This window comes from Acinetobacter sp. WA-87 (assembly GCF_039938935.1).
Classification (GTDB): domain Bacteria; phylum Pseudomonadota; class Gammaproteobacteria; order Pseudomonadales; family Moraxellaceae; genus Acinetobacter; species Acinetobacter seifertii.
In genome coordinates, this window is the sequence record NZ_JBDUVF010000001.1 from 1,034,541 (window position 1) to 1,060,477 (window position 25,937).

A 25,937-nucleotide genomic window follows, 5' to 3' on the forward strand; every position below is an offset into this window, starting at 1 on the left:
GTGATACGAAGCTAAAGCAAAGATAATTCAATTATAGTCAGGCCATATTGATAATTGGTCTAATTTAAACTGAAGAATTAATAATATATTAATAATTTTATTTAACTTTTGGGTGATCAGCTTATGTCTGAAGAACTATTTGTATTCAGCTATGATGATGATAATGATGCTTTAAATACGCTAGCAACTTATTATCAAATCACAACTGAAAAAATTCATAGTAATATGGAGTTCTTACAAGAAAAATATGAAGAGTTTAAAGTTACAGATAATGCGATTATATTTTTATATGTGATACGTGAACTTTTAGATGCTGCTCCTTTAAAATCTGATAATGATAAATTCAAAATTTATTTTTATCATAGAACTGGTTCTGACTGCACAAAAGAGTGGTTTGCAAAAGGTTTATTAAATTCAAGAGAGGGTATTTCTAGCTTTGTTTCAAACGTTGAAAGGGTTTACCCAGATTTAAATATTAGTACCTATGAAGATGCAATGCTAGGTCATGACCTACCGAAACACCGATTTGAAGTAGTAGGTCCCTTTGCCTTTCTTCGTAAAATAGATGCTATAGAGAATACATTTCAAAGATCGTTTTTAAACCTGCCAGAAATATTTTTTGATGTTGCACACAATGATGATATTTATGAGATTCTGTTGGACTTATTACATCCTACATTAGTTAAATTTTGGGTTCATATAGATTCAGACTATTTTGAATCTTACATACTTGATTACTGGTGTTCATTATTAGGTAATTATGAAAAAGGTTTTGATGTTGGTCAGGGAAAAAATATACCTTATGAAAATATTGTTGAAATTATAAAGTTACCAAAATATATAGATACTCATAGTTTAGTACACGAAATCTAGAATCTAATATTTTGCTCATGGAGATTTATGTTTAGTTTAGAACCCAAAAAAAAGAAATCATTTTGGAAGGAGATGGATTTCTATAAAGAACATTGGAGTATCATTATTTTTATACCTGCTATACTAGGTGGTATATTACAAATTTTTAAACTTTATTCCATTGATCCATCTTTTGTACGTTTTTTTGCAGTCGAGCAAGTTATTCCTGATGGATTATTTATTTCTTTTATAGCTTCTTTTAGCTTCTTATTTTGTTTATTTGTTTATAAATTATACAAATTCGACATGAAAATTGAATATGGATGGAATTTTAAAAATATTATAAATAATTTAAGGACTCGCTTTGGAGTTTTATTCATCCTTGCTATTTTCATTATATATGTTTATTTAATAGAACCAATATTTAACGAACCCACTCCGTTTTTATTCACTACAATACAGTTTGTAGCTGAAATTTTCTCTATATATTACTTTTACGAAATAATTTCTATTATCACAATATTATATATATTAAGGAATTTTAGCGACAAGATAAAGCCAACAAAATCCGAGCGTGAAATAGCGATAGATAATTATTTCAAAAACTTAAATACTAATTATTTAGTTATACTCCCCCTTACCCTGCTATCAATTTTATTCATATTTTTTATTTTATTTAAGTCATATATTATTTATTCCAAGATAAATACTATCCCCCAAACAAAAAATGAAGAAATTTTTTTAAGTAAAATTAAAAAAACTTTCCAAATATCTCATGATCTGAAAATTGAGTATTACAATGGTAAATATATTTTTATTAAAATTACTGAAAAAGACCACAAAGAAGATTTCCTAATTTTGAAAGGTGAAAGCTTTGTAAATCTAATAGACAAAGATGAGAAATAATCTTATATATTGATTTAAAGAACTAATAATTTTTTATTTCAAGATTTTATTGAGATTCCTTATGTGCTCAAACTATGAACCGATTGCAAAAGATAGAATTCACTTACTGGATCTGTTTGAGCCAACATTTGAATATAAATCTCATATTTACCCAAACTATGAAGCTCCACTCTTATTCTCAAAAAAAGAGCAGATGGAATGGCGATTAGCTCGTTTTGGTCTAGTAGCCCCTTGGGTTAAAGATCTTAAAAAGGTTCACAATACTTACAATGCAAGAACAGAGACAGTTCACGAAAAGCCAAGCTTTCGCAATGCTTGGAAGAAAAACCAATTCTGCTTAATTCCTGCTGATGTAATATTTGAACCAAAGTACATAAACAATAAGCCGGAATGGTGGGGAATTTATCGAAAAGATGATATGCCTTTCACTATTGCCGGTATTTATGAATATGCAGTAGTGAACGGCGAAGAAATCAGATCCATGAGCATGCTTACCATTAATTCTGACCACCACCCTTTTATGAAGCAATTCCATGCACCTACAGATGAGAAGCGCTCTATTATTGTTATTCCTCCTGAACTAAGAAACGATTGGCTTCACTGTAAACATGAAGAAGCTAAAGATTTTTTCATAGATATGCCTTTGGATGAGTTCACTGCTCAACCTAGATCTGAGCTTTAAAGTGTGATGTACTTATTCTTTATTTAAAAATCGGGCTCACCTTTTGAATAATTATTTGAAAAATATGAAAGTGCCCTAGCAATTTTTTCACTATATCCATCACACATAAAATACACACCAGTTGCAGGCTTTAATTGTTCCCACTTTCCATAATAATTTGATCCATATTGTTTTACACAAGATCCCATATTGCATTGCATCATTGGGATAGATCCTACTCCATTTATACTTCCATTAAACTTCATTTCACTTAAATCAAACTCTTGATATTGTTCTGCCAATCCATATTTAAAATATATTCTAAAATTACTCCCACCCCGCTCAACACTCTCTACATCATTACAAGATTGAAAAGCAGATTCTAGAAATCCTAGGGTTTCCTCTTTTGAAGCGGCAAATAAGTTGCAACAGTTTATTGATAGGGCAAAAAAAACAGATATTTTGATTAATTTTTTCATTTTGAAAAACTCCTTTATCTGGCACCCACTTGCTGACTATTACCTGTACCACCTTCTTTTGATAAATTTAATGTTGGCTCTTTAGGCTCACTTAATTCATTTTGTTTTACTTTATCCCGTCTTTGGTCATTATTTTTTTGTTCATGCCTTAGACAATTATTAAGAGTTTTTGTGCCATCAAAACCACATCCACGTCCACCTCCATTGTCTTGACATACTCTTACAATCCTTTCAGCATTATCACTACACATTGCTAATTGTTCACTACTTAAATCATCATAAGCATATATGGGCATAGCTATAAAATTTATTAAGAAAAAAATACATATATTCTTATTCATTATTAGCCCCTTATTATATTTATTAATAATATACTCCTTTTAAAAGTGTTAATACAATTCAAGGTTGAACATCTCCCAAAAAACCACGTATAAATTCCGACCAAATGCACAATGAAACGCGACAAGTTGTGACTAGTCATTATTTATCCACAACTTTTTAAATTTGAAATTTAACTAAGCACTAGAATATCATTTTGAATATGTTACAAATTCAAGTTAGGGGATATTCTATGAGCGAAATTGCACCATCCATCATCCACATAAAACCATACCTCATACAAGGTATAGTTTTATGTGAAGTCTTATCTATCAAGCAAGTTATCCCTTCAACTCGCATGCTTGTCCCTTATGCTTTAGAGAAGATCAACGCAGGCTTTCCATCCCCTGCCCAAGATTACATAGACAAAGCGCTCGATATGAATGAGCACTTAATTAAGAATGAAACAGCAACATTTATCGTGAAAGTCGCATCCTTATCAATGCTTAACGCTGGCATTGATATTGATGACGAGCTAATTGTTGATCGTAGCTTGGATGCAAAACACGGCGATATTGTTGTTGCGCTAATCGATAATGAATTTACCGTAAAGCGATTAATGATCGATGAAACAGGCCAATGGCTGAAAGCAGAAAATCCAGATTATAAAGATATTCACCTTCTAGATGGTCAAGAGTTACTTATCTGGGGTGTTGTCACTTGCATTATTAAAATGACAAGAAGAACTTCATGAAGCATGAGAACAAGGTCTTTTTTCTTATAGACGTTAATAATATGTACGTCTCATGTGAAAGAGTCTTTGATCCAAGTTTGAATAATAAACCTGTCATTGTCTTATCAAATAACGATGGTTGTGCCGTTGCTCGCAGCAATGAATCCAAAGCATTAAGCATTAAAATGGGCGTTCCCCTATTCCAGATCAAAGACATAGTTCAAAAACATAACGTAATCGTTCTTTCAAGCAATTATGCAATGTATGCAGAAATGTCACGGCGCTTTCATACGATCCTTGCTTCGTATGTTACAGATGAAGAGGTTGAACCGTACTCGATTGATGAATGTTTTGTAGATTTCACAGCTTATGAGAAGAACTTTGATTTAGAAAAAGTTGGCCAGCAAATGCGTCAACAAATTTGGAAGTGGCTCGGTTTACCAGTTTGCGTGGGGATCGGCAGAAGTAAAACAGAAGCAAAGATTGCAAATCATATTGCCAAAAAGAATCATGGCTTTAACAGTGTGTGCGATCTGGTATCAATGGATCCGTGCAACAAAGAATATTATTTCTCATTAATTGAAGTTTCAGAAGTTTGGGGTGTTGGTCGTAAGCACTCCAAGAAGTTGCAAAGTATGGGAATTAATACGGTGCTCGATCTAGGTTGTGCAGAACCTAGAGAGATGCAAAAAAAGTTTTCAATCGTTATGGCTCGCACAATCTACGAGCTGCAAGGCATCTCATGCATTGAGATTGAACACACCCCTCCTTCAAAAAAGCAAATAGTTGCAAGCCGGTCTTTCGGTGGTCGCGTAACTGAACTAACGGATCTAAAAGAAGCTATTTCAATGTATGCTCAGGATGCGTGCAAAAGACTACGTGATGAAGGACTTTTATGCGGATGCATGATCGCTTTTGTTCAGTCAAATCCTTTTGATCCGAATGTTCCTTTTTATAACAAGTCGATTACTGGTTCATTTTCAGAGCCTACTGATTGTGCTGTAGATTTTGTTAAAGCAGCGACAAGGATGTTAAATGATATCTATAAAGAAGGAATTAAATATAAGAAGTGCGGAGTAATATTAACGAGTTTAGAGCCCAAGTCTGGCCATACTTATGACTTGCTTACTGACTTTAAACACATAGAGAAAAAAGAATCTTTAATGCAGGCTATGGATGGTATCCATAGTAAATTTGGAAAGAAAAAAATTGGAGTTGGACCATGTTTTGTTCCCAATCGAAACTGGTCGATGTCACGGGATAAATTGAGTAGAAATCCTTTTAGGTGGGATGAGCTATTAACAATAAAAGATTAAAAAAATAATTCACTTAAATATTGACCAATATATCGTAGTACGATATATTTTAATCATCGAGATAGAGATTGCGGCTCAATGACTCTTGATGAACTTAATCTAAGCGAGGAAATAAATATGAAAACTTTTGAACATAATGATTTCACTTTAGAACTAAAAACCAGCGAAATTGAAACCAATTTTTCAGGAAAAGATCTTGTTTTAAACGAGTCTATAGTGACTACAAAAGCAAGTGATTTTGTATTAAATAAAATTAGTTATGTCTATAAAGATTCAATGAAAAAGTTTGTTGTAGAAGTTGATTATAGAACTTTAAACAAGAATAAAGAGCCTATCACTAAAACTGCAACCTTCGATACTGAGTTAATAAATTTTCAATTCAAAAATGAAAATAATACTCACTGGTTAACCATGCCTTTAGGTACTGTAAAAAATGGAGAGCATAAAGGAGAACAATTTGTTGTTCGTTATGTCCTAATTAATAATCAAAAAGTTGTAATGTTCCATCCAGAAGATATGCTTAAAGCAGTTGAAGCAAATAAGGAAAGTGAACAACAAGCAATGTCACTTATCTTTGCGATACGTGGAGCGATCTACAGTATTTATGAAGAAGACTTAGATGTTTACGGGTTAGATATTAAATAAAATACTTAATAAAAAAGCGAAGCCCCGATTGCGGCGGGGCTTCCCATCTAAGCGATGGTCCATGTAAAAATATTCTCGATTCAAGGTGAAGTCAAGTGGATAACTCAGCAGCTGATAAAGCTAAAAAGAAATATGAAGCTAAACGGAAAAATAAATCTGTACCGTTCTTAATTGATAAGGAAGCTGATTTATTGGCTTTTGCTGATAATGTTGATGACTTTGCTAATTGGGTTAAAAACAAAATTAGAGAAGAACTCTCGAAAAAATAACCTGTGCTCGCCTTCACTATCGCTTAGATAGATTATTTTTTAGCGAGCATTAACATGAAAACCCTTAATGAAGTATTCAAGGATTTCTTTGAATACAATAAACCTCTTTGGAGCAATCGAACTCGTCTTTATAAAAAACAAGCTTATAGAGATCATGTAAAACCATACTTAGGGAAAATGAAAGTCAATGAAATCAAACCAATTGATATTTTGAAAGTTCTTAAGATTTTAGAAGATGAAGGCAAAACCAAAACAACAAAGTTTGTTCTGCAAATGCTAAGAAAGTGCTTTCATTTAGCCGTAGCAAGTGCCTACTGTGACTTTAATCCAGCAACATCACTCACTGATGCCCTAAAGCCTCACCAAACTAAAAACCATCCTTTTATTTCAGAATCAAGAATGCCTTTTCTTTTTAAAGCGTTAAAAGAAGACGGCCGTTTAGATTTGGAATTTAAAGTAGCATTTCTATTAGTTACTTATACAGCTGTAAGGGTGAATGAAGCATGTAAGGCTAGATGGCCAGAATTCAGCTTTAAACAGGAACGTTGGAGTATTCCAGCTTCACGAATGAAACGAAGAAGACCACACGTAGTTCCCCTTCCTAAGCAGGTAATTGAAATTCTACTTATGTGGAAGGATAAATGCCCGTCTAATGTTTTGGTATTTCCTGAGCTCAAAGATATTAATAAACCAATGTACTCAATCCGTCTTATAAATGCGATTAATAAAACATCATACAAGGGCAAACAAACAGTTCATGGATTGCGAGGAAGGTTTTCTACTTCAGCTTATGAGTCAGAATTGTGGCGGGATGATGCAATTGAAATGAGTCTGGCACATGCAGTACGGGGTACTAAAGGTATTTATAATAAGGCTACTTATTTCAGTGAGCGCCAGAAACTCATGCAATGGTATGCCAATAAAGTTGAGAAATGGTCAAAAGATTTTTTGATATAAATTGCCAACCATTTAAATTGTGCATTTTTTGCTCAAAAGTAATTAATTTTATTAAATATGAGCAAATATTTTCTCAATGAAAGCCCTCCTTAGAGGGCTTTTACACAAATAGCCAAATTCACATTACTATTAATCGTATGAGCAGTGCATCCTGACAATAGAATGCACACCAATGTAATTGTGAAAGCTATCTTTGAACGTCTGCAATGAAAGACTTTCATATAACAACCCGGTTGGCTATCCAGCCATAGAAAAACTGTTCCTGCTTTGGATTACGCTCACAGATTTCAATATAGCGTTGACCTTGCATAATATTGAGAACTCGCACGAGCACTTTCTCACCTTCTTTACCGCGTTTGGCCAAATAAGTTTTTAGAGCTCCTAAAGTATTAGATCCATAAACACCATCGACCTTTAAATCTTCATATCCAGCTTTGCCCTGATTATTCAGTAGGTTCAAAGAGCGCTGTAAAAGTGGTTTTGCAAAGTTGATACCACAGTTCACACCAGTATCTAAAAGTTCTTCAGCTACTGCTGAACTGATTGAATTCACTTGGTCAAAGCGCGGCTCTATCCAGTACTGTTTTCGATAAATCGATTTGGCCACATCCAAAAGCAAGTCTTTCATATTGCCTTTGAATCCATTTTCACGAGCAACAGCTTCAGTAATTCCGTACTTTGTAGCACCACCACGATCTGCGGGGTTATTTACATAACCACCTTCACGTTTAATAAGTTCTTCAAGATATTGTTCAATATTCATTTCAGTTTCCTTTAGATGTAAAAAACCGCCCGAAGGCGGCATTTAAAGTTGAATAGTTACTGTTGATTTGAATCTTCAGTTTCTTTCTTTTGTTTATTGGTAGATCCAAAATAGAAGGCAATCACAGCACTCGATAACCCAAGCAACGTGCCTAGAGACACGTTTAATAAATCACGGTTTTTGTCTGGATATTCAATAAAGAACAGGCCAAGAACACACAGGAATGACATAGCAATAACCATGTATGCCAAATATGTCCGGGTGTTTTCACTACTCATCACCACCTCCTTTTAAACGTTTTTTAGTAAGTTCATATTGCTTCGTTTGAAGCGCATGAATCTCGTCCTTACGCTTTTCATCTCGCTTTTTGAAATAGAGATTCGTTAGGTAGGTTGCTATACCGATTAAGATTGAAAAGACAACGGCCCAATCAATTTTACCTATTACACCGATCAAACTGCCTCCTACTACATACCCATACGTAAATTTTGTTGCAGTCGCGGCAGCCGTACTTGCAGCCGCTTCGACTACACTATTTGTTTGACCGTTCATACATGCCTTCCTCCAGATCATAGGCAATAAAAAAGCACCCGAAATAGGTGCTCTAAGTTCTTTCAAAGTTATTAAAGGGTTTGTAAGATTTTTCCTCCATTAATCAATTTAGTTGTAAGTGGAGCAACTCCCACAATTGCGGTACCACCTGCACCTGGTTGACCTTCAGTCGTACCATGATATTGCCAATTCCAAGTGCCGCTATTTGTAGACTTAGTACCACGTTGCCCCCAGCCACCTCCATCGCCAGACAATGGAGATCCATATCGATCATCTTGAAAGCGATAACCTTTACCGGGTGTTGAAGCTTCAGCATCAGTAACTTTAAAGACCAGCAAGTAACCGCCATCTAAATACCAGCGCCAGTCCTGAGTATCATTGTAAATCGGCTGACCAGTCATGACTCTTCCGAATGGTGCACCAGCTCCACCCGGTATTCCCTGAACTCCATACGTTAATCCGGTATAAATACCACTTGGCGTTGCTCCACCACCTGAACCTCCTCGAGCTAAAATCCCACCATCAATAATCAAATTCAGTTTGCTGTGTCGGTTTAATAAACCCGGTGCCCCTTGAAATCCATCACGTCGAGTTTTGGTGAAAGTGTAATTTGGATCAGTGCTCCAACCTCCATACGCAATATGAGGAAGCCCACCATCACCACCACGCCCAACCACCGAACCTTTGATCGTTAGATTGACTGTAAGACCAGAAGGAAATTCCCCTGTATCGATCGCTGGTAGTTCAGGTGCAGCAGGAACAACATACTCTTTAGTTTCTGAGTTATTCGTATGCTTATAAATCATTCGCGTTTCAGTTCTAAGCGAACTTGAACTTGAAACCAAAGCACCAGATTCAACCACAAAACTAATTTCTCCAGTTGTAGGCAATTCACCTCTTTGCATTTGGTATAAACGAGCAAGATTAATATCTAGCTGGTCATATCGAATGTAAATTGGTGAATCATCTACGGGTACATCAATAAAGTCTTTATCGTTGAGGTAATAGCGCACATCGTAATTAACTGCCGTAATCGTATTTGAGAACTTATCAACTGGATCTTTTTTAGCGACGAGGTATGGTAATGAGTCTTTTGTATCGTCATTAACAACCGTATAGATCGTATTAACAAAATCATCGGAACTTAACTTGAGAGCACCGTTAGGTAATCGGCCTAAAACTACCTTGTTCTTGGCAGATCCAGCAGAAATAGGAATAAGGTCCACTGTGCCATCGCCCATTTGCAGATAAATCACATAGCTCTTGCCAGCTATGAAATCGACATCATGACTCAATGTAAGAATTAAGCCCTCTTGCTGAATTACATCACCGCTTTGATGAATGCCATTGCGATAATCAGCAACTGCAATACGGTCACGTAAAACTAAAAGTTCGGATTCTGGAGCTGCATCAAATGTGATGGATTTGCGCTGAAAGCGGAGCTTGTTCCAAAGCCGGTACGCATTAAAGTGAGCTTGCCACTTGTTACGCACACCAACTGATTTAACCTCTTTGGGGTTCTTGGCTCCTTTATCCGGAAGATAAATATTGATACGGCTATCATCGGTCGGATCTGTGTATTCATAGATCAGTCCATCGTAGTCATCTATTACACCGAAAGTCAGATCATGCTTATAACTATCAGGGATGATATTCCTGAAGTTAAACAACAAAACTGAATTATCTGTTGGTCGCTCAAAGTAGATTTTAAGCTTGTTGTTCTGCCGATATGCCGTACAAAAGACTGCATCACAAAGATTAGTAACCAGCTCTTCAAAAGATAGGTTTGTATCATCAATTGTCGTACAGAATTCTGCCGCTAAGTGTGTCCCGAAGTAATCGACAATATCGTTATAAGTACGATAGATGTTTTCGATATCAATTTCGTCGATCGTACGGCGGCCTATCTTGTCATCGAGAGCCATGGATACCAAAGCATCAGCAAAGCTTGACGTTGGAAATAGCTCAGTTGTCATTGCTCCATTTTTATAAGTCGGTAACATTCGCTGAAGATCAAAATTGATCTTTCGGGATTTAACCGATAAAGCTCCAGTCGTTGCATAGGTACGTGCGCGGAAAACCGTTTCATACTCGTATTTCGTACTTTGAAGAGGATATGCACCATACAGGGCTTGCCATTTCACATCATCAACAACCGTTGTTACTCCAGGGGTTGGAGTTAAACGGCGTGCACGGACACTACAACGGCCCTGAAATGTGACCATATCTAACGTTGCGCCAACTGTTTGGCGTGACTTAGCCGAACCCTTGAGAATGATCTGCTTTAGCATTGGATTACCAATAGCTGCACCGGACTCATTTACTGGAGTAACTTCAACTTCAATCGTGACGTTTACAGCAGCCTGATTGCCCCCTGATGAAACGGTATAAAGTCCATTTGTAGCAACGAAGTTGCAAAGTACTCGACTACGTTCAATGTTGTCTAAAATAAATGGACCAATCCACTTTTCCCCTATCGATGAAAGCTTTGGAGAAGCGGCAGCTGTTTGCTGATTTGAAAGTTCTTTAAGCTTTAACCAGTTAGCATTAACAGCAGCTGGATTCGATAACGTCATACGGTCATCAGCAACAGATAGGACGTTGTAAGTACCGTTTAAATCGTATGTTTGCCCGTTATAAGTAAATGAAGCATTAGTGATTTCAATGCGATCATTGCTAACAAACTTAGTCGTTAAATCTGTATTGTTAGCAGCTGCCCGAAGTATTTCATTTGGATATGCAAAAACAAGGTAATTGGTCCCTTCTAAAGTTTGTGTATCAGCTGGTCTTAAGACTTGACCATTAACAGATGTTTGATGTTGAACGGTTAAAGGTGGTGTCGTAATTTCGGTACCAATCGAAAAGTAAGGTTCTCCCGAAACAATATCTACACCTGGTCGAAAGGCTTCTACCGATGCACCAGCAATATCGACAATGTTGGTTTCACCATCATAAGCTCCATTGATTTTATAGTGTCCACGGCCTATGCAGCCGACCATATGCTCAACTTCAATATTATTTTCATAAACCTTGTAAGGTACGGCAATTGAATCAGGCGTATCCCATGCAGCACCATAAATATCTGCAATTCGGCCATTCACCCGGATCTTGTTTTCGCGGTTTGAGAGTTCATTATTTGCGGATGAAGATTGATTAATATTCTGAGTTGTCTGCGCCATCGAAGGCGTAGGCATTAGAAACGCGATCGCAATACTAATTACGATTGAAACGATAGCAGCAACCCATTTGGGATTCTCAATTACAATGAAAGTACCAGGTAAGAAATCGAGCTGCTTTAAGTCAAATGCATTCTTGGGAGTTACTTCATTCGCTAAAGAGATTTCCGCATGGTCCATATTGCTTGTGGTATGAAAGATACGGATGTGCTCAGGCATATGTTCATATTTTGAAGTAAGCCATTGCCCTATGGTATGCGCATGTTCAATTGTCTTTTCTTCAGACAATGCATCTTGTTTATAAATAACCTTAATCATAATAACTGACTCGACTAAACCCCATTCCCATGACGACCTCTTCAGGTAAGTAAGTGACTCCGCTTTCCATCAGATGCAGAATCTTTTGCCCACGAAAAAGCCCCACATGCGGGGGCTTGTTTCTTTGTCTTGGATGGAAGGCGACAATGCATCCCTCCTTAGACATAGGCAGCGGATTTAAGAGTTTTAAACGTGATGTTAGGAAGGTAATTTTTCCTTTTGGTTGCATAAACAATTCAAGTGCCTCACCTCGATCTACTCCATAGAGATCCATTGCTGCTTCGTGAACAAAATGGACACAGTTGTAATGCTCTTCGTCGTATTGCTTATCAAGCAAATGATCATGACTTTTCATACTGCTCCCTTGAGACCGCTAAAACGATCAAGTGAGAAGATATCCCCTGTTTTATTTGTGTTTAGCCGCGGTGATTCAGCCTTAAATGTCACGGCTTTATGATTCATTGCAACACTAGCAAGCTGGAGTCCAAGCAAATGAAACATTGGGGAATTGAGGTTGTCTGAACTATAAAGTCTATAATTTACAGTTGGTTTAACGTTCGGATACTGCCCTTCAATGACTCTCTCAAATTCATCGGGCAATACATCCCCCAAACCTGAAACCGAGACTGTCAAAGTCTGGTCCAGATCCCCCAGCATTCCGGATCTTTGAATAGAAACAGGCAAATATTCATAAAAGACCTGACCAGTTCCAACCTTATGCTGCACATAGACACCTCGATCATCATTACGAACAAGTCGATATGTGTTTAGAAATGATGGATGTGATAGCTCAATACACTCCAATTGATAGATATCAACTTTGCGATTGAGAAAGAACTTGGCGTATTCGTTATCCATTAGACCTCCCAATCTTTAATCAATGCCGCATCCGCTGTAAGGTTTGGCTGGTTTTGCACAACCTCTAGTTGTGCGTTTACACGATATAAGTTGCCGTTCACTTCATTAGACTTGAATGAGTTAGGAATGAAGTTACATAGATATTGCTGGCGTGCTCCCTGATCAATTACCAGATCCGCATAAAATGAAGCTGGCTTGTTTTGGTATACACGCCAGAAAGCCATCATTTTATTGAAATCTGTTTTACTTAAGTTCCAGTTCACATCGACAATGTGGCTATTACGTTTTACATCGATGTAATAGCGCCCACGCCCTCCATCCATCTGCTGACGCTTTACATCATCACCTGGTGTTACGCCATAGCCATTTGTTTGAGGATTTAGCTTTAACTTGTACATAACTTTCCTTCAGGCAATAAAAAAACCGCCCGAGGGCGGTACTAAAAGATAAAACCTATCTATTGATCATCATCTTTATCTTTCCGAATAGCTTTAATTAATTCAGGTGATTTCCATGCAAGAATGCATAGAATTATTGCGAGTAAATAAAATATTGACGACCATACAGATAAACTTGATGTCATTTTGATCAATCCTGTAATTGCTATGATATAATCAGTCATATGTAGTTTCACCTCTTAGCTTTCATCGGTTGAGTTGAACTAAAAACCTCAGTGTTGGCGCACTGGGGTTTTTGCTTTTCTGATCATAGAAAAATTGGTTCGGGGTTTCCTCCGGCCCGGTTTCCATGAATTAAAAAGAGCCGCCCTTGGGCAGCTCATTAATTGTAAGTAGCATCTAAAGTTGAAAAAAGATAAGTAGGTGCTGTGGTGTCAACAGCTCCTCCTCCTAAAAGTGTAAGTTTAAATTTTTCTCTCCTTATACGTACCCTTTTAAAACTATCGGTTACGTCTTGCGGTCGTATTCTCAGTCAAAGATCGACTAATAGTTGAGTTTGGATTACCAATTTGATCACTTACAAGTTTTGGTACCGTTCTTGGAAGTTGCTTATCCATTTCTTCTATAACAATGATCCGGACTGTTTGCTCATCCAGTTGTTCTGCTTCAACAGTTGCCCCACTTACCTGATTTACAACTTCAATTTTGAAATTGATAGTCGGCGAAGATTGCTCAAGAGAAGGCATAAACTCAGCTTGAGGGCGCGGAGAATGACTTGAGGTAAAGTCCTGAATATCTTCAAGATTAGACCGATCCTGAACTAAACCATTTGAAGAGAAGTAGACTTTTCCGTCGTGGAATAGATCAGAACTAGCAGCAGAAGATGCAGTAGCTCGTGAACTTTGATTTGCCCGATTCATGGTATTTTCGAAAGAGGTGTTATTTTGAGCATAGTTAGAAATAAATGAATCAGGACTTGTAGCCTTCCTCAACTGTTCAACTTTCTCAACACCACCCCATTTTTTAATATCATCTTGTGACCAAACTATTTCACCTTTGTGCACAGCTCCGGCTAGATCATATTTCTTACCCTTACCTGTATAACCACCATCAGCAAAACCATTGCCTTTTAAGACAGAAACTTCCTTCAGCAATTCCTTCTGAGCATTCTGAGTAGTACTGTTTGAAACATTACTATTTAAAATTTTCGAATTAGAATAATTAGATAAGTTCGATTTATTGGCAGTAAAGGATTTACTACTTTGAATCGATTTATCAAGAACGTTGCTAAAGCTTGAGTTGTTCCCAGCATACTGGTTAGTAATACTTTGAACATCTCCCGATCTTGAAACTGCATCTTTGCTAGGCTTGAGAGCATTAAAGATAATCTGATTCTCTCGAGTAGGCTGATTAAAGATATTCGAGATCGTTTGATTGTCATTAAAAGCTTTTGAGCTTAGGAATGAACGATTAAAGACATTTTCTGCTGAAGTGTTGTTAATGGCATGGTTATTGATAAATGCTTCAGGGCTTGAGCTCTTACGCATATTTTCAACCAATCCAACACCACCCCAACGGCGAATATCTTCTTGTGACCAGACTACCTCTCCTTTATGGACAATACCCGCAGGTTCGTATTTACCACCAGATCCAGTGTAACCACCATCTGCAAAGCCCTGATCTTTGATTGCACGAATGTTACCGATAATGCTTGCACCCTGTGCTATTGCTGTTGCAATCAGTGGAATATTGGCTGGGAAACCCACCTTTGCTGCCTGTGCAATACTTTGCTGAATCGCAATGCCAGCTGAAGCAATAGCGAAAGCTTTATCTGCTGCAAACATAATTTTGTAGGCTTTGGATTGCTCACCAAACATGGAGCCGAACATTGAAGTTAATGAGCCAGTCATTTGCTGGCCGTACATTAACTGCGTGTTCAAACGATCTTGTTGATATTTGTCTTCAACCTCCTGAACATTCTGTGCATATTGAGCAGAAATTTGTTCTCGCTGTAATTGAGCAGCTTGAATAATCGCAGTTTTCTGATTTTCAAAATCCTGTTGACTTATAAGCTGCTGCTCAAATTGAGCATTTAGTGTATCAAGCGAGCTCTGTTCATTTAAGTCTGTAGCAGTAAGTTGACTATCGAAAAGATTGTAAGCACTACCCAACCGACTGGATCGCTCTTGATCTTGTCTAAAGAACTCACCCGTCCCGTTCATATCTGCTTGAATAGCACCCCAATTCTGAGCAGCATTATTCACTTTGTCACGTGTCTCTTTATTTTGAGATACTTTAGATAATGAAATTCTTGCTTGGCGCTCCTCAGGATCTTTAACAGTTTTTGCTATTTCCTCCCGCTCTAATCTATAGCGCTCCTGCATAGCTTGGGTTTCTGTCAATAGAGCTTGTTTAGCTTGAAATAAACGTTGTTCTTGAGCTAGTTTTAGTAAAGCTAACTCCTGCTGCAATTGCTGTGCTAAAAGATCTACTGCTATTTTTCGCTGATCTTTTGTAAACTCTAAATCATGTGCTGCTTCAAACTGACGTTTAGCGAAACTATCTTTTAAAAGCTGTTCTTCGCTTTTCGTAAAGTCACGAAATGAATCAAGCTTGGTTTTTGTTGCCTGCTCAGCAATTGCTATGTCATTCTCAGCCTGTGCTTGCAATTCCGATTTGATTTGAGCCTTACGTTCAGGGCTGAAATTGGCTTTATCAACGTCCTCAAGTTTTTTTGCTAATTCATTTCGAATCTTAGCTACTTGATCCGCAACATCATTTTCTAACTTAATCCGAAGATTAGCTTGTTCTTCAGCAAGTTTAGCATCGTCTTCAAGGCGTTTATCAAATTCCTTTGATGAGATGTCACCTGCTTTAAAACCATTTGCTCCAGCTGTATACGACTTTACGTTTGCTAGATATTTCTTAGTTTCTTTGTATCCATATGCCTTTCCGTTTTTTACATTATCTGGTCCAGCGTTGTACGCCATAATAGCCTTTTCAACATCTCCACCAAACTGCTTAAGAAGAGCTGAAACATACTTAATCATTCCATTTACACTAGACTCTTCACTTTTAACATCAACACCATATTGTTTGGCTGTGGCTGGCATAAATTGTGCCAAACCTTGAGCACCAGCTGGTGATGTTAATAATTTGCCTTTACGGTAAGTATCTCCTCTGCTTTCTTGCATAATCATGCCTTCAATTAGGCCTTTTGGAATTCCAGCAGCCGCAGCCTTTCCAGAAATATTGTATTTACTAGATAATGCCTGAACTTTTGCATTTACATTTAAAATCTTTTGATGCTTTTCAAGTTCTTGCGTTTGTTTTCTCTTAGCTTCAGTTAATTTATCCTCTCTATCTTGTTGAGCTTCTAGTATTTTCAGATTTCTAAGTGCACCTTCTATTTCATCTTTGGTCAGAATTGCACTCATACCTTTGGCTTTTTGTAACTCTAAAATGGCATTAGCTTGAGCAACTGAATACCCTTTATCTAGCCACCCAGATTTGTAGATTGAATCGATAACGCTATCTTTTTGCTTAGCTTGATAATCTTGTAAAGCCTTCGTTGCCTTTTCAGCTTCAGTAGCGGTATTCCCTAAAGCATTCGCTTGCTGTTGATGCTGTGCTGCTGCATTCTGAGCTTTATTACCAGTTAAAGTTACTTCAATACCGAAGATTTTTAATTTGTCAGCAGATTGACCTGCTTTAACTGAATTTTGATCGTATTGCGCAGCTTGCTTTTTAAGATTTTCATAAAGATCAGTAGGTAATTTAATTTTATTTAAACGCTCAATCGCTTCTGAATAACTGATAGTTCCAGTTCTTGCATCTTGAGAAATCTTTTCAACCTCTCTGTTTCCTCGTGCATAATTCTCGATATCAATTAATGCAGATCCTACGGCACGTGAAGATTTTTCCAAAGTTTCATTCTGAGCATTAAATGCAGCTGTTAGATCATTAACAGCTTTTGCCTTATCATTTCCTGATAATTTTTTTAAAGCTTCATCAGTTTTTTCTGCAACTTTTGCCTGCTCTTCAAGCTTTTGATTTGCTTTTTCTGCCTTATCTTGGAAATACATGTAACCAGCCGCTAAAGCAGTTATTCCAAGTGTAATGGCACCAATTGGCCCACCAACTAAACCTAAAGCTCGACTTCCAAGCGTAGCTACCCTATTCAAATTCCCTTGAGCAACTGTATATGCGGCAGTGGCTGCTGTAGCTTCTTTTAAAGCAATACTATGAGCGATTTCAGCAGTTGTCTTGCGTTGTACTGCTACTGCACGAGCATCTGCTGTAACAGCTGAGTTATATTCTGCTCTTGCTAATCCAATTTCTGTTAGAGCTAATGCCGCAGACTGTCTTGCTCTCATTGCTTCAATACCAAGTAACTGTACTTGTGATTGTGCTTCAGCCAAATTAGCAGCTCTTTGTTGTGCGGAAGCCACAATGCTTGCTTGAATTGCAATAGTTTTTGTTAAAACAGCCTTCGTCATCAAACCAATGCCAAGTACAAAAGCACTATCTACAATTAGATCGAGATTTGTAGCGAGTACTTGAATAGAACCAGCTAAAGACTGCGCAGCACCAGATCCTTGTCCAGTTTCACCAACAAACTTAGTAATGCCATTACTTAACATTTCTAAGGACTGAGCTATTGTTTTATCCGTTTTGCCATAAAGCTGTTCAACACTATCCCCAGCATTTAATAAGGCTTTAGTAATAACATCGCCAGTAAGTTTACCATCTAGCATCATCTGGCGGAGTTCACCACGAGTCACACCTAAACCTTTTGCCATAGCATTCAAGAGGCCACCAGCACCATCGACTAGGCTGTTAAACTCTTCGGCCCTTAAAACCCCGCCGTCTAATGCTTGTCCATATTGAAATAAAGCAGCTGCTGCTGATTCAGCATTAGATCCACTAATTGCTACAGCTTTTGAAGTAATTTCTGTAAGTTTTGCTGTTTGTTCTTGAGTTAAATTCAGTGTCTTTGCATTGGACATGTATTTTGAATACACATCATTGACAGCACTCCAAGATGAAGCTGAGCGTTGCGCAATTGCAAAAGTATCATCCATTGCCTGATTCAGTTCTTTCTGGTTGCTAGTAACTAACTTCAGTTTGTTATTAATGCCAGTGTAAAGATCCATCTTGCTAATTGCTGAACCAATTGTAACTACCCCAGCCATATATCCAGCTAATGAACGAGTCGCTATAGACAAACGATCCATAGACTTTGTTGCGAAGTCACCATTCTTCTCAATACTGTTAAGTTCATTACCTAGATTTCGTGCATTGCGTTCAGCATTTTGCGAATCAATTACAATGACCAAACGTGATTCTTGTGCCATTTCACTTTCCTCAGGGCAATAAAAAAGCCCACAAAAAGTGGGCTATAAATTTTGGACAATAAAAAACCCACTCGATGAGTGGGTTCTTTAATTAAACCTTATTAACGGTAAATATAGTCTACAGAAACTACAAGTGCTCCCATCAAAAAGCACTTTGGAAACTTTTTATCATGACTACTCTGGTTTCCAGTTCTTTCTATCACAATCAAATTCCATGGTTGATGAATCAATTGATTTACCACACTTATCAGCAGCTTTTAGATACTTATCTGGATTAAGAGATGATTTAAACGATTTACACTTTAAATCTTTCGCCTGCATTAAAAGTATATTTACTTGACCTTGTGAATTAGAAATTTTTTGATCAAAAGAATCAGCCTTAGCACTGTAACCAGCCTTTCGATATGAACTTGCTGTACTTTTAAATGCTGCGATATCCTTTAAGCCCTCTTCAACATCTCCGTATATTTGTTTGCAATCTGCAAATGCAAACATAGGCAAACAACAAAATAAGGTAAAGACAATCTTTTTCATATAAAACCAATCTAATATCAATATTTAAAAATCAGCTAATGATCCAAATAAAAATCATTAAAGCTATAAATAATATAATTCCACAAATAATCCATTCAGATTTAGGGTAGCCCCATACGTAATCAGGATTATTAAAATCAGGTTCTCTTCTGTGAGTTGTTTTCTTAGTATGACTAGAAAATTTAGAATAAGATAAACCAGTACCCGGTAACCCTACTGTTGTTCGAGTTCCCTTCTTACTAACATTTACTCGTGCCCCTTTTCCACCAACGGAAACACTTGAGACTCCTTTTTTACTTATATTTACTCGGACTCCCGGAGCAATTTTTATACTTTTTCTAAAATTTAATCCCATATCGCCACCTATCTAGTACAAATCTTTTTAGATGCGCTTATTGAGCCATCTTTACAAACAAATTTAGCTCCATCACAGTGACTAACACCTCCTTTACTACCTGAGCAAGGTTGTCTTCCTCGCCCCGCTTCAGCAAAACTTATAGAACCTAAAATTAGTAAGACACTTATAATAATTTGCTTCATGAGTTTTTAACCTTTTGTTATAAAGTGAACTAACTTTAACAAACTGGTTACTAAATGTCACATAAAGAAAAACCACCAAAAGGTGGTTTGAAAATCACAAAATAATTTATTAATAGCTGATTGAACTAGCATCACCAGTTTCAGATTGGTATTTAGAAAACCTAAAACCTTTCCCATTAGAATTACATGCAACCTTCCATATTCCTTCCGCAATTGTTTCTGGGAAAATCAAATTAAGATTTGCAGAAGGTGTATCCCTTGACTTTGTTACATTACCAGATTGAGCATATTCGACAAATGCAATACTTTTAAACTTCTTCATAGAGCAATAGTATTTATCTAATGATTTGGAACTAGTATAAAAACCACTTCCATCACTCTTTTTACCTACTGACTTACTCCATATTTCTACAGTCTTATTCTTAGCATCGTAATGGTAATAGTCCTTATCAACATAGTAGCTTTCATTAGAAGACGAAGTTACATAAACCCAATTTGCTGCAAAACAATTAATTGGACTAAGTAAACCTAATAATAAAAATATTTTTTTCATAAAGTATCTCCTTTGAAAGGAAGGATAACAGAATGTAGATTTCTAAACATTCGACAAATAGCTAAAAAAAATTCAGTCCACAAGCTTTTAAACTGAGTTAAAACATTTAATACCTAACTTTTCTTTGTAATAATCAGCCGCTGCTTTCAAATCATTTAAAAGCTTTGCTTGCGTATGATCTTTAGGTGCCAATGCCATTAAGGCTGGCATGTAATTTTGCTTGTACTCATTTGGATAAGTCTCACAAAGGATCTTTTCTTTAACCTTAGGTGGTGTCGAGGGTGAATCCAATTTATCTAAATAAGTACTAATGAGAGCATCAGATTTTTCAAACTTGGCTTTATAATCTATCTTTGAACCGACATCAGAATCTTTCTCACACCCCGGCATTACAGCCACAAGCAAAATTAGAAGTATATATTTCATAATTAAAAGAATATTTAATGTTATAGAAAAATATTATATAAAAAAACCACCCGAAGGTGGAATCTTAATGGGATATATCCAACTCATCAATTAGATTAATCCAGGAACCACACCTAACACCGAATCGTTCTGCGAGATTTGGAACCTTGATTCCTTTATGTGCTTTGGATTTGTTCCAATCGATATTCGGATTAATTTGTTCTGAGGTTAAAACATAACCCTCACCATTAAAATGCTTTCCTAGACTTACAATATCTAAATCAGCATAGTTGTCTTCTAAAACATGAGGAGATGCTATTGCAATTGGGCAAGTCAAAAGATCATTTTTGAAATCTGATGTTGCCTGTCCATGCGTATCCGGATTTACAATCAAAGGCCTAAAAGCATTCTTAAAGTTATCATATTTTTCTTCATCGTATCCAAATCTTGAAATTTGTTCTAAAACTTCATCCTCGACAGAAGCACAAATGAAAAAACCAATCGAACCAGAAGACTTACAAACTTGTAGTCCTTCCCAAATCCATGGAAATTTTTCACTTGGATAATAGCGGTAACATAAATCAAGTATTGCATTAGTGTCTATACAGATTCTTATCATCAATTAAAACACCTTCTCTTGAAGGTGTTTAAATGACTCTCGGCTAGTTGAATTTCTAAAACCAAGGATCGATTTCGCTGTACTTGATGATATTTGTTCTTGCCACATTGCGCTTAATACTTTTTCAACGTAGTTATGACCAAAATACCTTAATACGGTATTTTCCTTTTTGTTGTTTGGAATACCATCATTTTTTGGTGTGATGAATTCTAGATAATCGCTTAATTCATCATTTCCAATATAGCCCAGGGTTTTTAATTGGATTGCAATTGCTGCTTTGCTAGCTTTTGTATCCCTTCTTATTAATAGAATAATTTCATCCAGAGTTAAATCCTCAGTAAAATATTTTTCTATAATATCTTTAGGAGCAAGTACATATCCAGCAACACGATCACAGTATCGCTCAATTTCTTTTTGAGATTCAGTCATCTTCCCATCAAAAACACTTTGACCTAAACCTAGATGTACAATCTCATGAATTAAAGTAAAAAGTTTTCTAGAAGCATACTGTCCAGAACTAAAAATAGTAATAATAGGGAGAGTTTTATAAAACATACACATCCCATCTGAACCATATTTCTCAGTGCCTCTATCTAAAACAATAATATCCTTATCTTCAACTAGTTGTCTCCAAGAATTGTAATAATCATCATTATTTTTTACTTTTTTCTTAAATTCTCGAAAGCCAAAATATTCAACAAGTTTTTCAGCATCTTGTTCAGCATACTCAATGTTTCCAGACAATGACAAGTCAAAATCTAGTATTTCCTCATCCAATGCTTCCTTAATTGAAATATAGTTTTGCCTTACAAGCGAAAACTCTTCAATTAAAGACTGATACTTGTATTTATTTTCTGAAATATCTAATTTATTTCGATGTTCAATTAAATCTGGTGTGTCTCTTTTGAATACATGTTGCTCAGTGGTTAGATATACTGTAGGAACATAAAGAGCCTTCGCAATTTTTTCTAACTGGCTTAGTTTAAAAACTAATTCATCATCTAGTTCTAAAGCTTTAGTTAACTTGGATTCGGCAATTTTTGTTAGACGTGCTAACTCATCAGCAGATATGTTCATATCTACCATATAGCGTTTCAACGCTTTATTTGAGTGTCTAACTAATTGAACTTTCATGTTAACTACCGATAGCCTACATCGCATTTCTAGAGAAAATTGATCCAATTTTACTGCACATAATTAACACTTATGTGCAGTAGTAGTTTATCTAAAATATTAGTGTGCTCATACACTTTTAACAAAAGTTTTCTTTTCATTGTGAGTTAGAAAGTGCTCCTTCTCACACCCTTATGTTATCCCTTCTTTCTTTTATCGCTTTCTATCTGAGTCTTCTTATGCGATTCATCCAGAAACAAGTTATCCAAAGCAAAGATACAATCATTAAAGATATGAGCATCAACAGGTAAATCATTATGCTCAGCATAGACATTAATAGCCTGCTGATCTAACGATAGCGGTATACCTTGCTCATATCTCCTAGATCTGCAAATAGTGCTAAATGCTGAAAGAATGGACTGAGCCGCATAAGAATATTTTGGTGGCTCTGGAACAAGTCCACCTAAGAACTTGATTTGTTCGATTTCGTGCGGCGTTTTCGACGCGTAGGTTTTTTGGTATTTGTAGAGTTCGAGGACTTTCCCAAGATCGTCGCCTTGTCTTTATCAGCATTTTCTTGAATCTTTTGAGCTTGATCTTTGATAAATGTCCAAATCACAAGGCCAATATCACCAAGGTTTAGTAGCTTAGAGGCATTCTCTGGTGTGTATGGCTGCTCAGTTTCAACAGTCTTACCTTCAACCACTTCAGAGAAAACAACACCCTTCCAGTCTTCAATTAAATGTGCCCCTGCTGCATCCAATAAGAGCTCATGGTAAAGCTTACCGTTTTCATCTTTTGCCATTACATCATAGCCTTTTGATGAAATTTGATTACCTGCTTTCTCTAAAGCAACTTGGAAAGGTTTATAGCCAATACCACGAATTTTAAACTCTGCTTGTCCACCTGCAGTTTCAAAAGTACACCACTTCGATACTTCTGAACTTCGTACAATTCCGACTTTTAAAGCCATAACTACCTCGAATATTTAGGAATAGAAAAGCCCACGGGATCCCATGGGCTTAAGGTTTATTAACTTGAATTACAAAAGAGCTCGCACAATTGTCGGTGCTGTACGAACTTGGGCAAAGTTGATATCTAAAGTGATGATGTCATCACCGCCACCATCCGGATGATTGGCTTCCATGACTTCTAGCTGCGGGAAGTTGAACGAGTATTTACTGCCTTTGCTGTCTTTAATATCGAAAGTCAAAGTGAACACATCACGAGTTTTGATGGCATCAATCCAGCCTGCTGCTGTAGTTGAGAACATAAATGAAGCATTTGCTTCAATATCCATCATCTTTTCTAAGTAAAACTCTGGAGTGTATTTGCCTGAACCAATACAACGCACCGCTTCAAGGTTGTTATTGATCGAAAGCGTAAGTGACTGCATACACGCCTTACCTTGAATCGACTGGCCATTAACAAGCAAGTTTTCAACGTTTGGCATACTAACCAGTGGTCGTGTTGAAGCTGCAACAGGATTCACAACCGGGCTTGTAGTCTGGCGAGTGAATGAGTTACCTACTAAACCAAAGTTACCAGTGATTTTCCCAGTAGTTTGAATAGTGATTTCGCCAGTATTTACCTGCACACCACGGTAGATAAATACCTGTCCCACATCTTCAAAAACTTTAACTAACGTTAATGACTTACGGACGGTACCACCAATAGTTAAACTGTTTGTTGCCCAGTTGTTGAAAGCTAAAGCACTTAAGAATAGATCGAAGGTACCGAGAGATAACTCAAACTCTAACTGACCAGCTACTTCAGCTTCAGTTACTACACCACCTTGACGATAACGTGAATCAACAACTTCGCTACTTTCTTCAGTAGAGACGTTTTCTGATAAGCCATCAGTTACACGGCGAACGGTGTACCAAATTGGATTTGCTGGAGTTGTTCCTAAAACTGCTTCTTCACAAGCATATAATCGAATTTTCGCGCCTGAACTCATTTATAGTTCTCCAAAATTTAGGCATAAAAAAACCCGCTTCATGAGCGGGTCGGTAAAAATAGAGGGCGTAAAAAAACCCGCTAAATTAGCGGGTCATTACTTGGTTTCTTCTGAGAGTTCTGGCGGGGCTACGCCGACCATAGCAGCTGAAACTGCTTCTGATAAATTTGTAGGTTGAAAATTAAAAGGTATTTCTGATAAATGTTCTTCTTCAGGCTCCGGTTCGGGTTCTTCATGCAATCGAATATCAATCCAGCGTGCTTCAGGGATTTCAACAGGGTTATCTAGATCTGCAACTACAGCAGCAAGTTCAAAATCAAACTTACGTTTATAAGTTTTAATTGAAATATCGCCGTTTTCTAATGTGTCATACACCACCGCGACAATTGTGTTGCCGTTTGCGTCTTTGGGTACTTCGATATACCAACCTTCCTGAGCAAAGCCTAAAGAGCCCTTAAGCAGATATTCACCCACATCGACTTTCTTAAATTCAATAGGCTGCTTTTCTGCATCACTATTTAGTTCGATATGATCACTAAATAGCTTCACGACTGGTGAGGCTGATTTTAAAAATCCGTTTGCATCGACAGAAGTGTTAAAGCTTGTCTTTAAATGTCCCCAAGCAGTCCATGCGTCAGCACCAGCTCCATAACGATATGAAAGTTGTCCACCCAATACTGACTTAAAAATTTGCCAAGAATAAGTTCCGTATGAGTTTGAGCCTAAATATGAAAATAAAGAGCCATAGCGGGCAGGCATATTAAGTGGATTGTTTACATTCCCACCTTGCCAGTCTCCATTTGATAGGAAAGTAAACTTGTTATCACCCAATATCGCAACCCATTGTGGAACCGACACCTTGTCATAGAGCTCACTAATTTTACTTCCCGAAAAGCCTGGTGCTCCCATATCGCCTAACCCTAAAGATACTCGGGCTCCTGCAGCGGTGGAAGCACCTGTACCACCTTGGTCTATAGCAAGAGCAGTTGTTAAACCCTTAATTTGAGTAATATCACTATTCACGCCTTTTTCAGCAGCTCCAAGATTTGATCGAGCATCTGCTGAAGTTGTCGCCCCGGTACCACCTTGAGAGATAGCTGCTGTACCAACTACTTGAGAAAAGTTAGGTGCTAGATTGGGAATGCCCGAAGCGAATGGCAGCATGAATTGCCGCTTTCCCTGTAAAGCGTTATATGGGAAAGGCCGATGGTCCCAATTAAATTTAAATACAAGATTCATTAAGCTGTTACCCCATCAATAACTTGAAAGGTTAAGGTTTCGGTATGTTGTGTATTACCACTCACTACCGCTTTAATATCCATCTGACATAAACCTAAAGGCCATGCGGCTGTGCTAGCTCCAGATTTCACGTTAAGCCAACCCTTTTGTGTGCTTTGGCTTAAAGCTGCACAAGTCAAAGTTGCAACCACAGCTCCATCTGCCAACGATTTAACCTGCGATGTAAACACATAGCCTGTTAGATCAATCGCACGTCGAACATCATCGGGTGGATATTGCAAAGCTTCATCTGTATCAACGAGCTGCAAATTCAAGTTGAATGTGTCACCACGCTTAAAAACGAAATTGCTCATAAGTGATTCCTATAGACATAAAAAAACCACCGATGAGGTGGTAGTGAAAAAGTTGGATTGTTA

Annotated in this window: 30 protein-coding genes; 8 read left to right on the top strand and 22 right to left on the bottom strand. The window is 37.1% G+C overall.

What is annotated here, in order from left to right; all coding sequences use genetic code 11:
- Nucleotides 1-123: 123 nt before the first annotated feature.
- The 3 genes from ABFY81_RS04850 to ABFY81_RS04860 all read left to right on the top strand — a co-directional run bounded on the left by ABFY81_RS04850 (nucleotide 124) and on the right by ABFY81_RS04860 (nucleotide 2,440).
- Entirely contained in the window at nucleotides 124-873 is a 750-nt protein-coding gene (locus ABFY81_RS04850) for a hypothetical protein (protein ID WP_347913183.1), read from the top strand.
- 27 nt (nucleotides 874-900) lie between these two features.
- Entirely contained in the window at nucleotides 901-1,758 is an 858-nt protein-coding gene (locus ABFY81_RS04855; protein ID WP_347913184.1) for a hypothetical protein, read from the top strand.
- A gap of 61 nt (nucleotides 1,759-1,819) precedes the next feature.
- Nucleotides 1,820-2,440: an SOS response-associated peptidase family protein gene (locus tag ABFY81_RS04860; RefSeq protein ID WP_347913185.1), complete on the top strand. Its 621-nt coding sequence runs from the start codon at nucleotides 1,820-1,822 to the stop codon at nucleotides 2,438-2,440.
- Between the two features lie 23 nt (nucleotides 2,441-2,463).
- Here ABFY81_RS04860 and ABFY81_RS04865 read toward each other — a convergent pair whose 3' ends face one another.
- The gene (locus ABFY81_RS04865) at nucleotides 2,464-2,898 is read right to left on the bottom strand and encodes a hypothetical protein (protein ID WP_347913186.1); all 435 of its coding nucleotides are present in this window, start codon (nucleotides 2,896-2,898) and stop codon (nucleotides 2,464-2,466) included.
- A gap of 14 nt (nucleotides 2,899-2,912) precedes the next feature.
- Complete coding sequence (locus tag ABFY81_RS04870; protein WP_347913187.1) at nucleotides 2,913-3,239, bottom strand: hypothetical protein; 327 nt, start codon at nucleotides 3,237-3,239, stop codon at nucleotides 2,913-2,915.
- A 230-nt stretch (nucleotides 3,240-3,469) separates the two neighbouring features.
- On the opposite strand from ABFY81_RS04870, the gene umuD reads away from it, so the two are divergent.
- The 5 genes from umuD (at nucleotide 3,470) to ABFY81_RS04895 (ending at nucleotide 7,136) form a co-directional block, all read left to right on the top strand.
- The gene (umuD, locus tag ABFY81_RS04875) at nucleotides 3,470-3,970 is read left to right on the top strand and encodes a translesion error-prone DNA polymerase V autoproteolytic subunit (RefSeq protein ID WP_347913188.1); all 501 of its coding nucleotides are present in this window, start codon (nucleotides 3,470-3,472) and stop codon (nucleotides 3,968-3,970) included.
- On the top strand, nucleotides 3,967-5,265 hold the full coding sequence (locus tag ABFY81_RS04880; RefSeq protein ID WP_347913189.1) for a Y-family DNA polymerase: 1,299 nt from the start codon (nucleotides 3,967-3,969) through the stop codon (nucleotides 5,263-5,265). The genes umuD and ABFY81_RS04880 overlap by 4 nt, the downstream gene beginning before the upstream one ends.
- 117 nt (nucleotides 5,266-5,382) lie before the next feature.
- Nucleotides 5,383-5,910 (top strand): hypothetical protein, encoded by a 528-nt coding sequence (locus tag ABFY81_RS04885; RefSeq protein WP_347913190.1) that lies wholly within the window; start codon nucleotides 5,383-5,385, stop codon nucleotides 5,908-5,910.
- A gap of 95 nt (nucleotides 5,911-6,005) precedes the next feature.
- Nucleotides 6,006-6,179 carry a hypothetical protein gene (locus tag ABFY81_RS04890; RefSeq protein WP_002027353.1) on the top strand — a complete coding sequence of 58 codons (174 nt, stop codon included), beginning with the start codon at nucleotides 6,006-6,008 and terminating at the stop codon, nucleotides 6,177-6,179.
- A 54-nt stretch (nucleotides 6,180-6,233) separates the two neighbouring features.
- Nucleotides 6,234-7,136, top strand: a complete 903-nt coding sequence (locus tag ABFY81_RS04895) for a tyrosine-type recombinase/integrase (protein ID WP_347913191.1) — start codon at nucleotides 6,234-6,236, stop codon at nucleotides 7,134-7,136.
- Nucleotides 7,137-7,353: 217 nt separating this feature from the next.
- On the opposite strand, the gene ABFY81_RS04900 is transcribed toward ABFY81_RS04895, so the two are convergent.
- The 20 genes from ABFY81_RS04900 to ABFY81_RS04995 all read right to left on the bottom strand — a co-directional run bounded on the left by ABFY81_RS04900 (nucleotide 7,354) and on the right by ABFY81_RS04995 (nucleotide 25,874).
- Entirely contained in the window at nucleotides 7,354-7,899 is a 546-nt protein-coding gene (locus tag ABFY81_RS04900; RefSeq protein ID WP_347913192.1) for a glycosyl hydrolase 108 family protein, read from the bottom strand.
- Between the two features lie 56 nt (nucleotides 7,900-7,955).
- The gene (locus tag ABFY81_RS04905) at nucleotides 7,956-8,177 is read right to left on the bottom strand and encodes a hypothetical protein (RefSeq protein WP_111849279.1); all 222 of its coding nucleotides are present in this window, start codon (nucleotides 8,175-8,177) and stop codon (nucleotides 7,956-7,958) included.
- The gene (locus ABFY81_RS04910; RefSeq protein WP_347913193.1) at nucleotides 8,170-8,451 is read right to left on the bottom strand and encodes a phage holin; all 282 of its coding nucleotides are present in this window, start codon (nucleotides 8,449-8,451) and stop codon (nucleotides 8,170-8,172) included. The genes ABFY81_RS04905 and ABFY81_RS04910 overlap by 8 nt, the downstream gene beginning before the upstream one ends.
- Nucleotides 8,452-8,522: 71 nt before the next feature.
- Nucleotides 8,523-11,945 (bottom strand): host specificity factor TipJ family phage tail protein, encoded by a 3,423-nt coding sequence (locus ABFY81_RS04915; RefSeq protein ID WP_347913194.1) that lies wholly within the window; start codon nucleotides 11,943-11,945, stop codon nucleotides 8,523-8,525.
- Nucleotides 11,938-12,300, bottom strand: coding sequence for a hypothetical protein (locus ABFY81_RS04920; protein WP_347913195.1), 363 nt, complete (start codon nucleotides 12,298-12,300; stop codon nucleotides 11,938-11,940). The genes ABFY81_RS04915 and ABFY81_RS04920 overlap by 8 nt, the downstream gene beginning before the upstream one ends.
- Nucleotides 12,297-12,803, bottom strand: coding sequence for a DUF1833 family protein (locus tag ABFY81_RS04925; RefSeq protein WP_347913196.1), 507 nt, complete (start codon nucleotides 12,801-12,803; stop codon nucleotides 12,297-12,299). The genes ABFY81_RS04920 and ABFY81_RS04925 overlap by 4 nt, the downstream gene beginning before the upstream one ends.
- Complete coding sequence (locus ABFY81_RS04930; RefSeq protein WP_347913197.1) at nucleotides 12,803-13,201, bottom strand: hypothetical protein; 399 nt, start codon at nucleotides 13,199-13,201, stop codon at nucleotides 12,803-12,805. The genes ABFY81_RS04925 and ABFY81_RS04930 overlap by 1 nt, the downstream gene beginning before the upstream one ends.
- 500 nt (nucleotides 13,202-13,701) lie before the next feature.
- Nucleotides 13,702-18,558, bottom strand: a complete 4,857-nt coding sequence (locus tag ABFY81_RS04935; protein ID WP_347913198.1) for a tape measure protein — start codon at nucleotides 18,556-18,558, stop codon at nucleotides 13,702-13,704.
- A gap of 174 nt (nucleotides 18,559-18,732) precedes the next feature.
- Complete coding sequence (locus ABFY81_RS04940; RefSeq protein ID WP_347913199.1) at nucleotides 18,733-19,092, bottom strand: hypothetical protein; 360 nt, start codon at nucleotides 19,090-19,092, stop codon at nucleotides 18,733-18,735.
- Between the two features lie 31 nt (nucleotides 19,093-19,123).
- Nucleotides 19,124-19,447, bottom strand: coding sequence for a DUF4236 domain-containing protein (locus ABFY81_RS04945; protein WP_347913200.1), 324 nt, complete (start codon nucleotides 19,445-19,447; stop codon nucleotides 19,124-19,126).
- 8 nt (nucleotides 19,448-19,455) lie between these two features.
- Nucleotides 19,456-19,632, bottom strand: coding sequence for a hypothetical protein (locus ABFY81_RS04950; RefSeq protein WP_347913201.1), 177 nt, complete (start codon nucleotides 19,630-19,632; stop codon nucleotides 19,456-19,458).
- Between the two features lie 109 nt (nucleotides 19,633-19,741).
- Nucleotides 19,742-20,185 (bottom strand): surface-adhesin E family protein, encoded by a 444-nt coding sequence (locus ABFY81_RS04955; RefSeq protein ID WP_347913202.1) that lies wholly within the window; start codon nucleotides 20,183-20,185, stop codon nucleotides 19,742-19,744.
- An 87-nt stretch (nucleotides 20,186-20,272) separates the two neighbouring features.
- On the bottom strand, nucleotides 20,273-20,611 hold the full coding sequence (locus ABFY81_RS04960) for a hypothetical protein (protein ID WP_347913203.1): 339 nt from the start codon (nucleotides 20,609-20,611) through the stop codon (nucleotides 20,273-20,275).
- 64 nt (nucleotides 20,612-20,675) lie between these two features.
- The gene (locus tag ABFY81_RS04965; protein ID WP_347913204.1) at nucleotides 20,676-21,209 is read right to left on the bottom strand and encodes a DUF4411 family protein; all 534 of its coding nucleotides are present in this window, start codon (nucleotides 21,207-21,209) and stop codon (nucleotides 20,676-20,678) included.
- A gap of 3 nt (nucleotides 21,210-21,212) precedes the next feature.
- Nucleotides 21,213-22,343 carry an XRE family transcriptional regulator gene (locus tag ABFY81_RS04970; protein ID WP_347913205.1) on the bottom strand — a complete coding sequence of 377 codons (1,131 nt, stop codon included), beginning with the start codon at nucleotides 22,341-22,343 and terminating at the stop codon, nucleotides 21,213-21,215.
- A gap of 176 nt (nucleotides 22,344-22,519) precedes the next feature.
- Nucleotides 22,520-22,807, bottom strand: a complete 288-nt coding sequence (locus tag ABFY81_RS04975) for a hypothetical protein (RefSeq protein WP_347913419.1) — start codon at nucleotides 22,805-22,807, stop codon at nucleotides 22,520-22,522.
- Nucleotides 22,786-23,295 carry a hypothetical protein gene (locus ABFY81_RS04980; protein WP_347913206.1) on the bottom strand — a complete coding sequence of 170 codons (510 nt, stop codon included), beginning with the start codon at nucleotides 23,293-23,295 and terminating at the stop codon, nucleotides 22,786-22,788. Before ABFY81_RS04980 ends, ABFY81_RS04975 begins: the two co-directional genes overlap by 22 nt.
- A gap of 69 nt (nucleotides 23,296-23,364) precedes the next feature.
- A complete protein-coding gene (locus ABFY81_RS04985; RefSeq protein ID WP_347913207.1) occupies nucleotides 23,365-24,282 on the bottom strand; it encodes a phage tail tube protein in 918 nt (305 codons plus the stop codon).
- 96 nt (nucleotides 24,283-24,378) lie between these two features.
- A complete protein-coding gene (locus tag ABFY81_RS04990; protein ID WP_347913208.1) occupies nucleotides 24,379-25,521 on the bottom strand; it encodes a phage tail protein in 1,143 nt (380 codons plus the stop codon).
- Nucleotides 25,521-25,874, bottom strand: a complete 354-nt coding sequence (locus ABFY81_RS04995; RefSeq protein WP_347913209.1) for a hypothetical protein — start codon at nucleotides 25,872-25,874, stop codon at nucleotides 25,521-25,523. The genes ABFY81_RS04990 and ABFY81_RS04995 overlap by 1 nt, the downstream gene beginning before the upstream one ends.
- Between the last annotated feature and the right edge of the window lie 63 nt (nucleotides 25,875-25,937).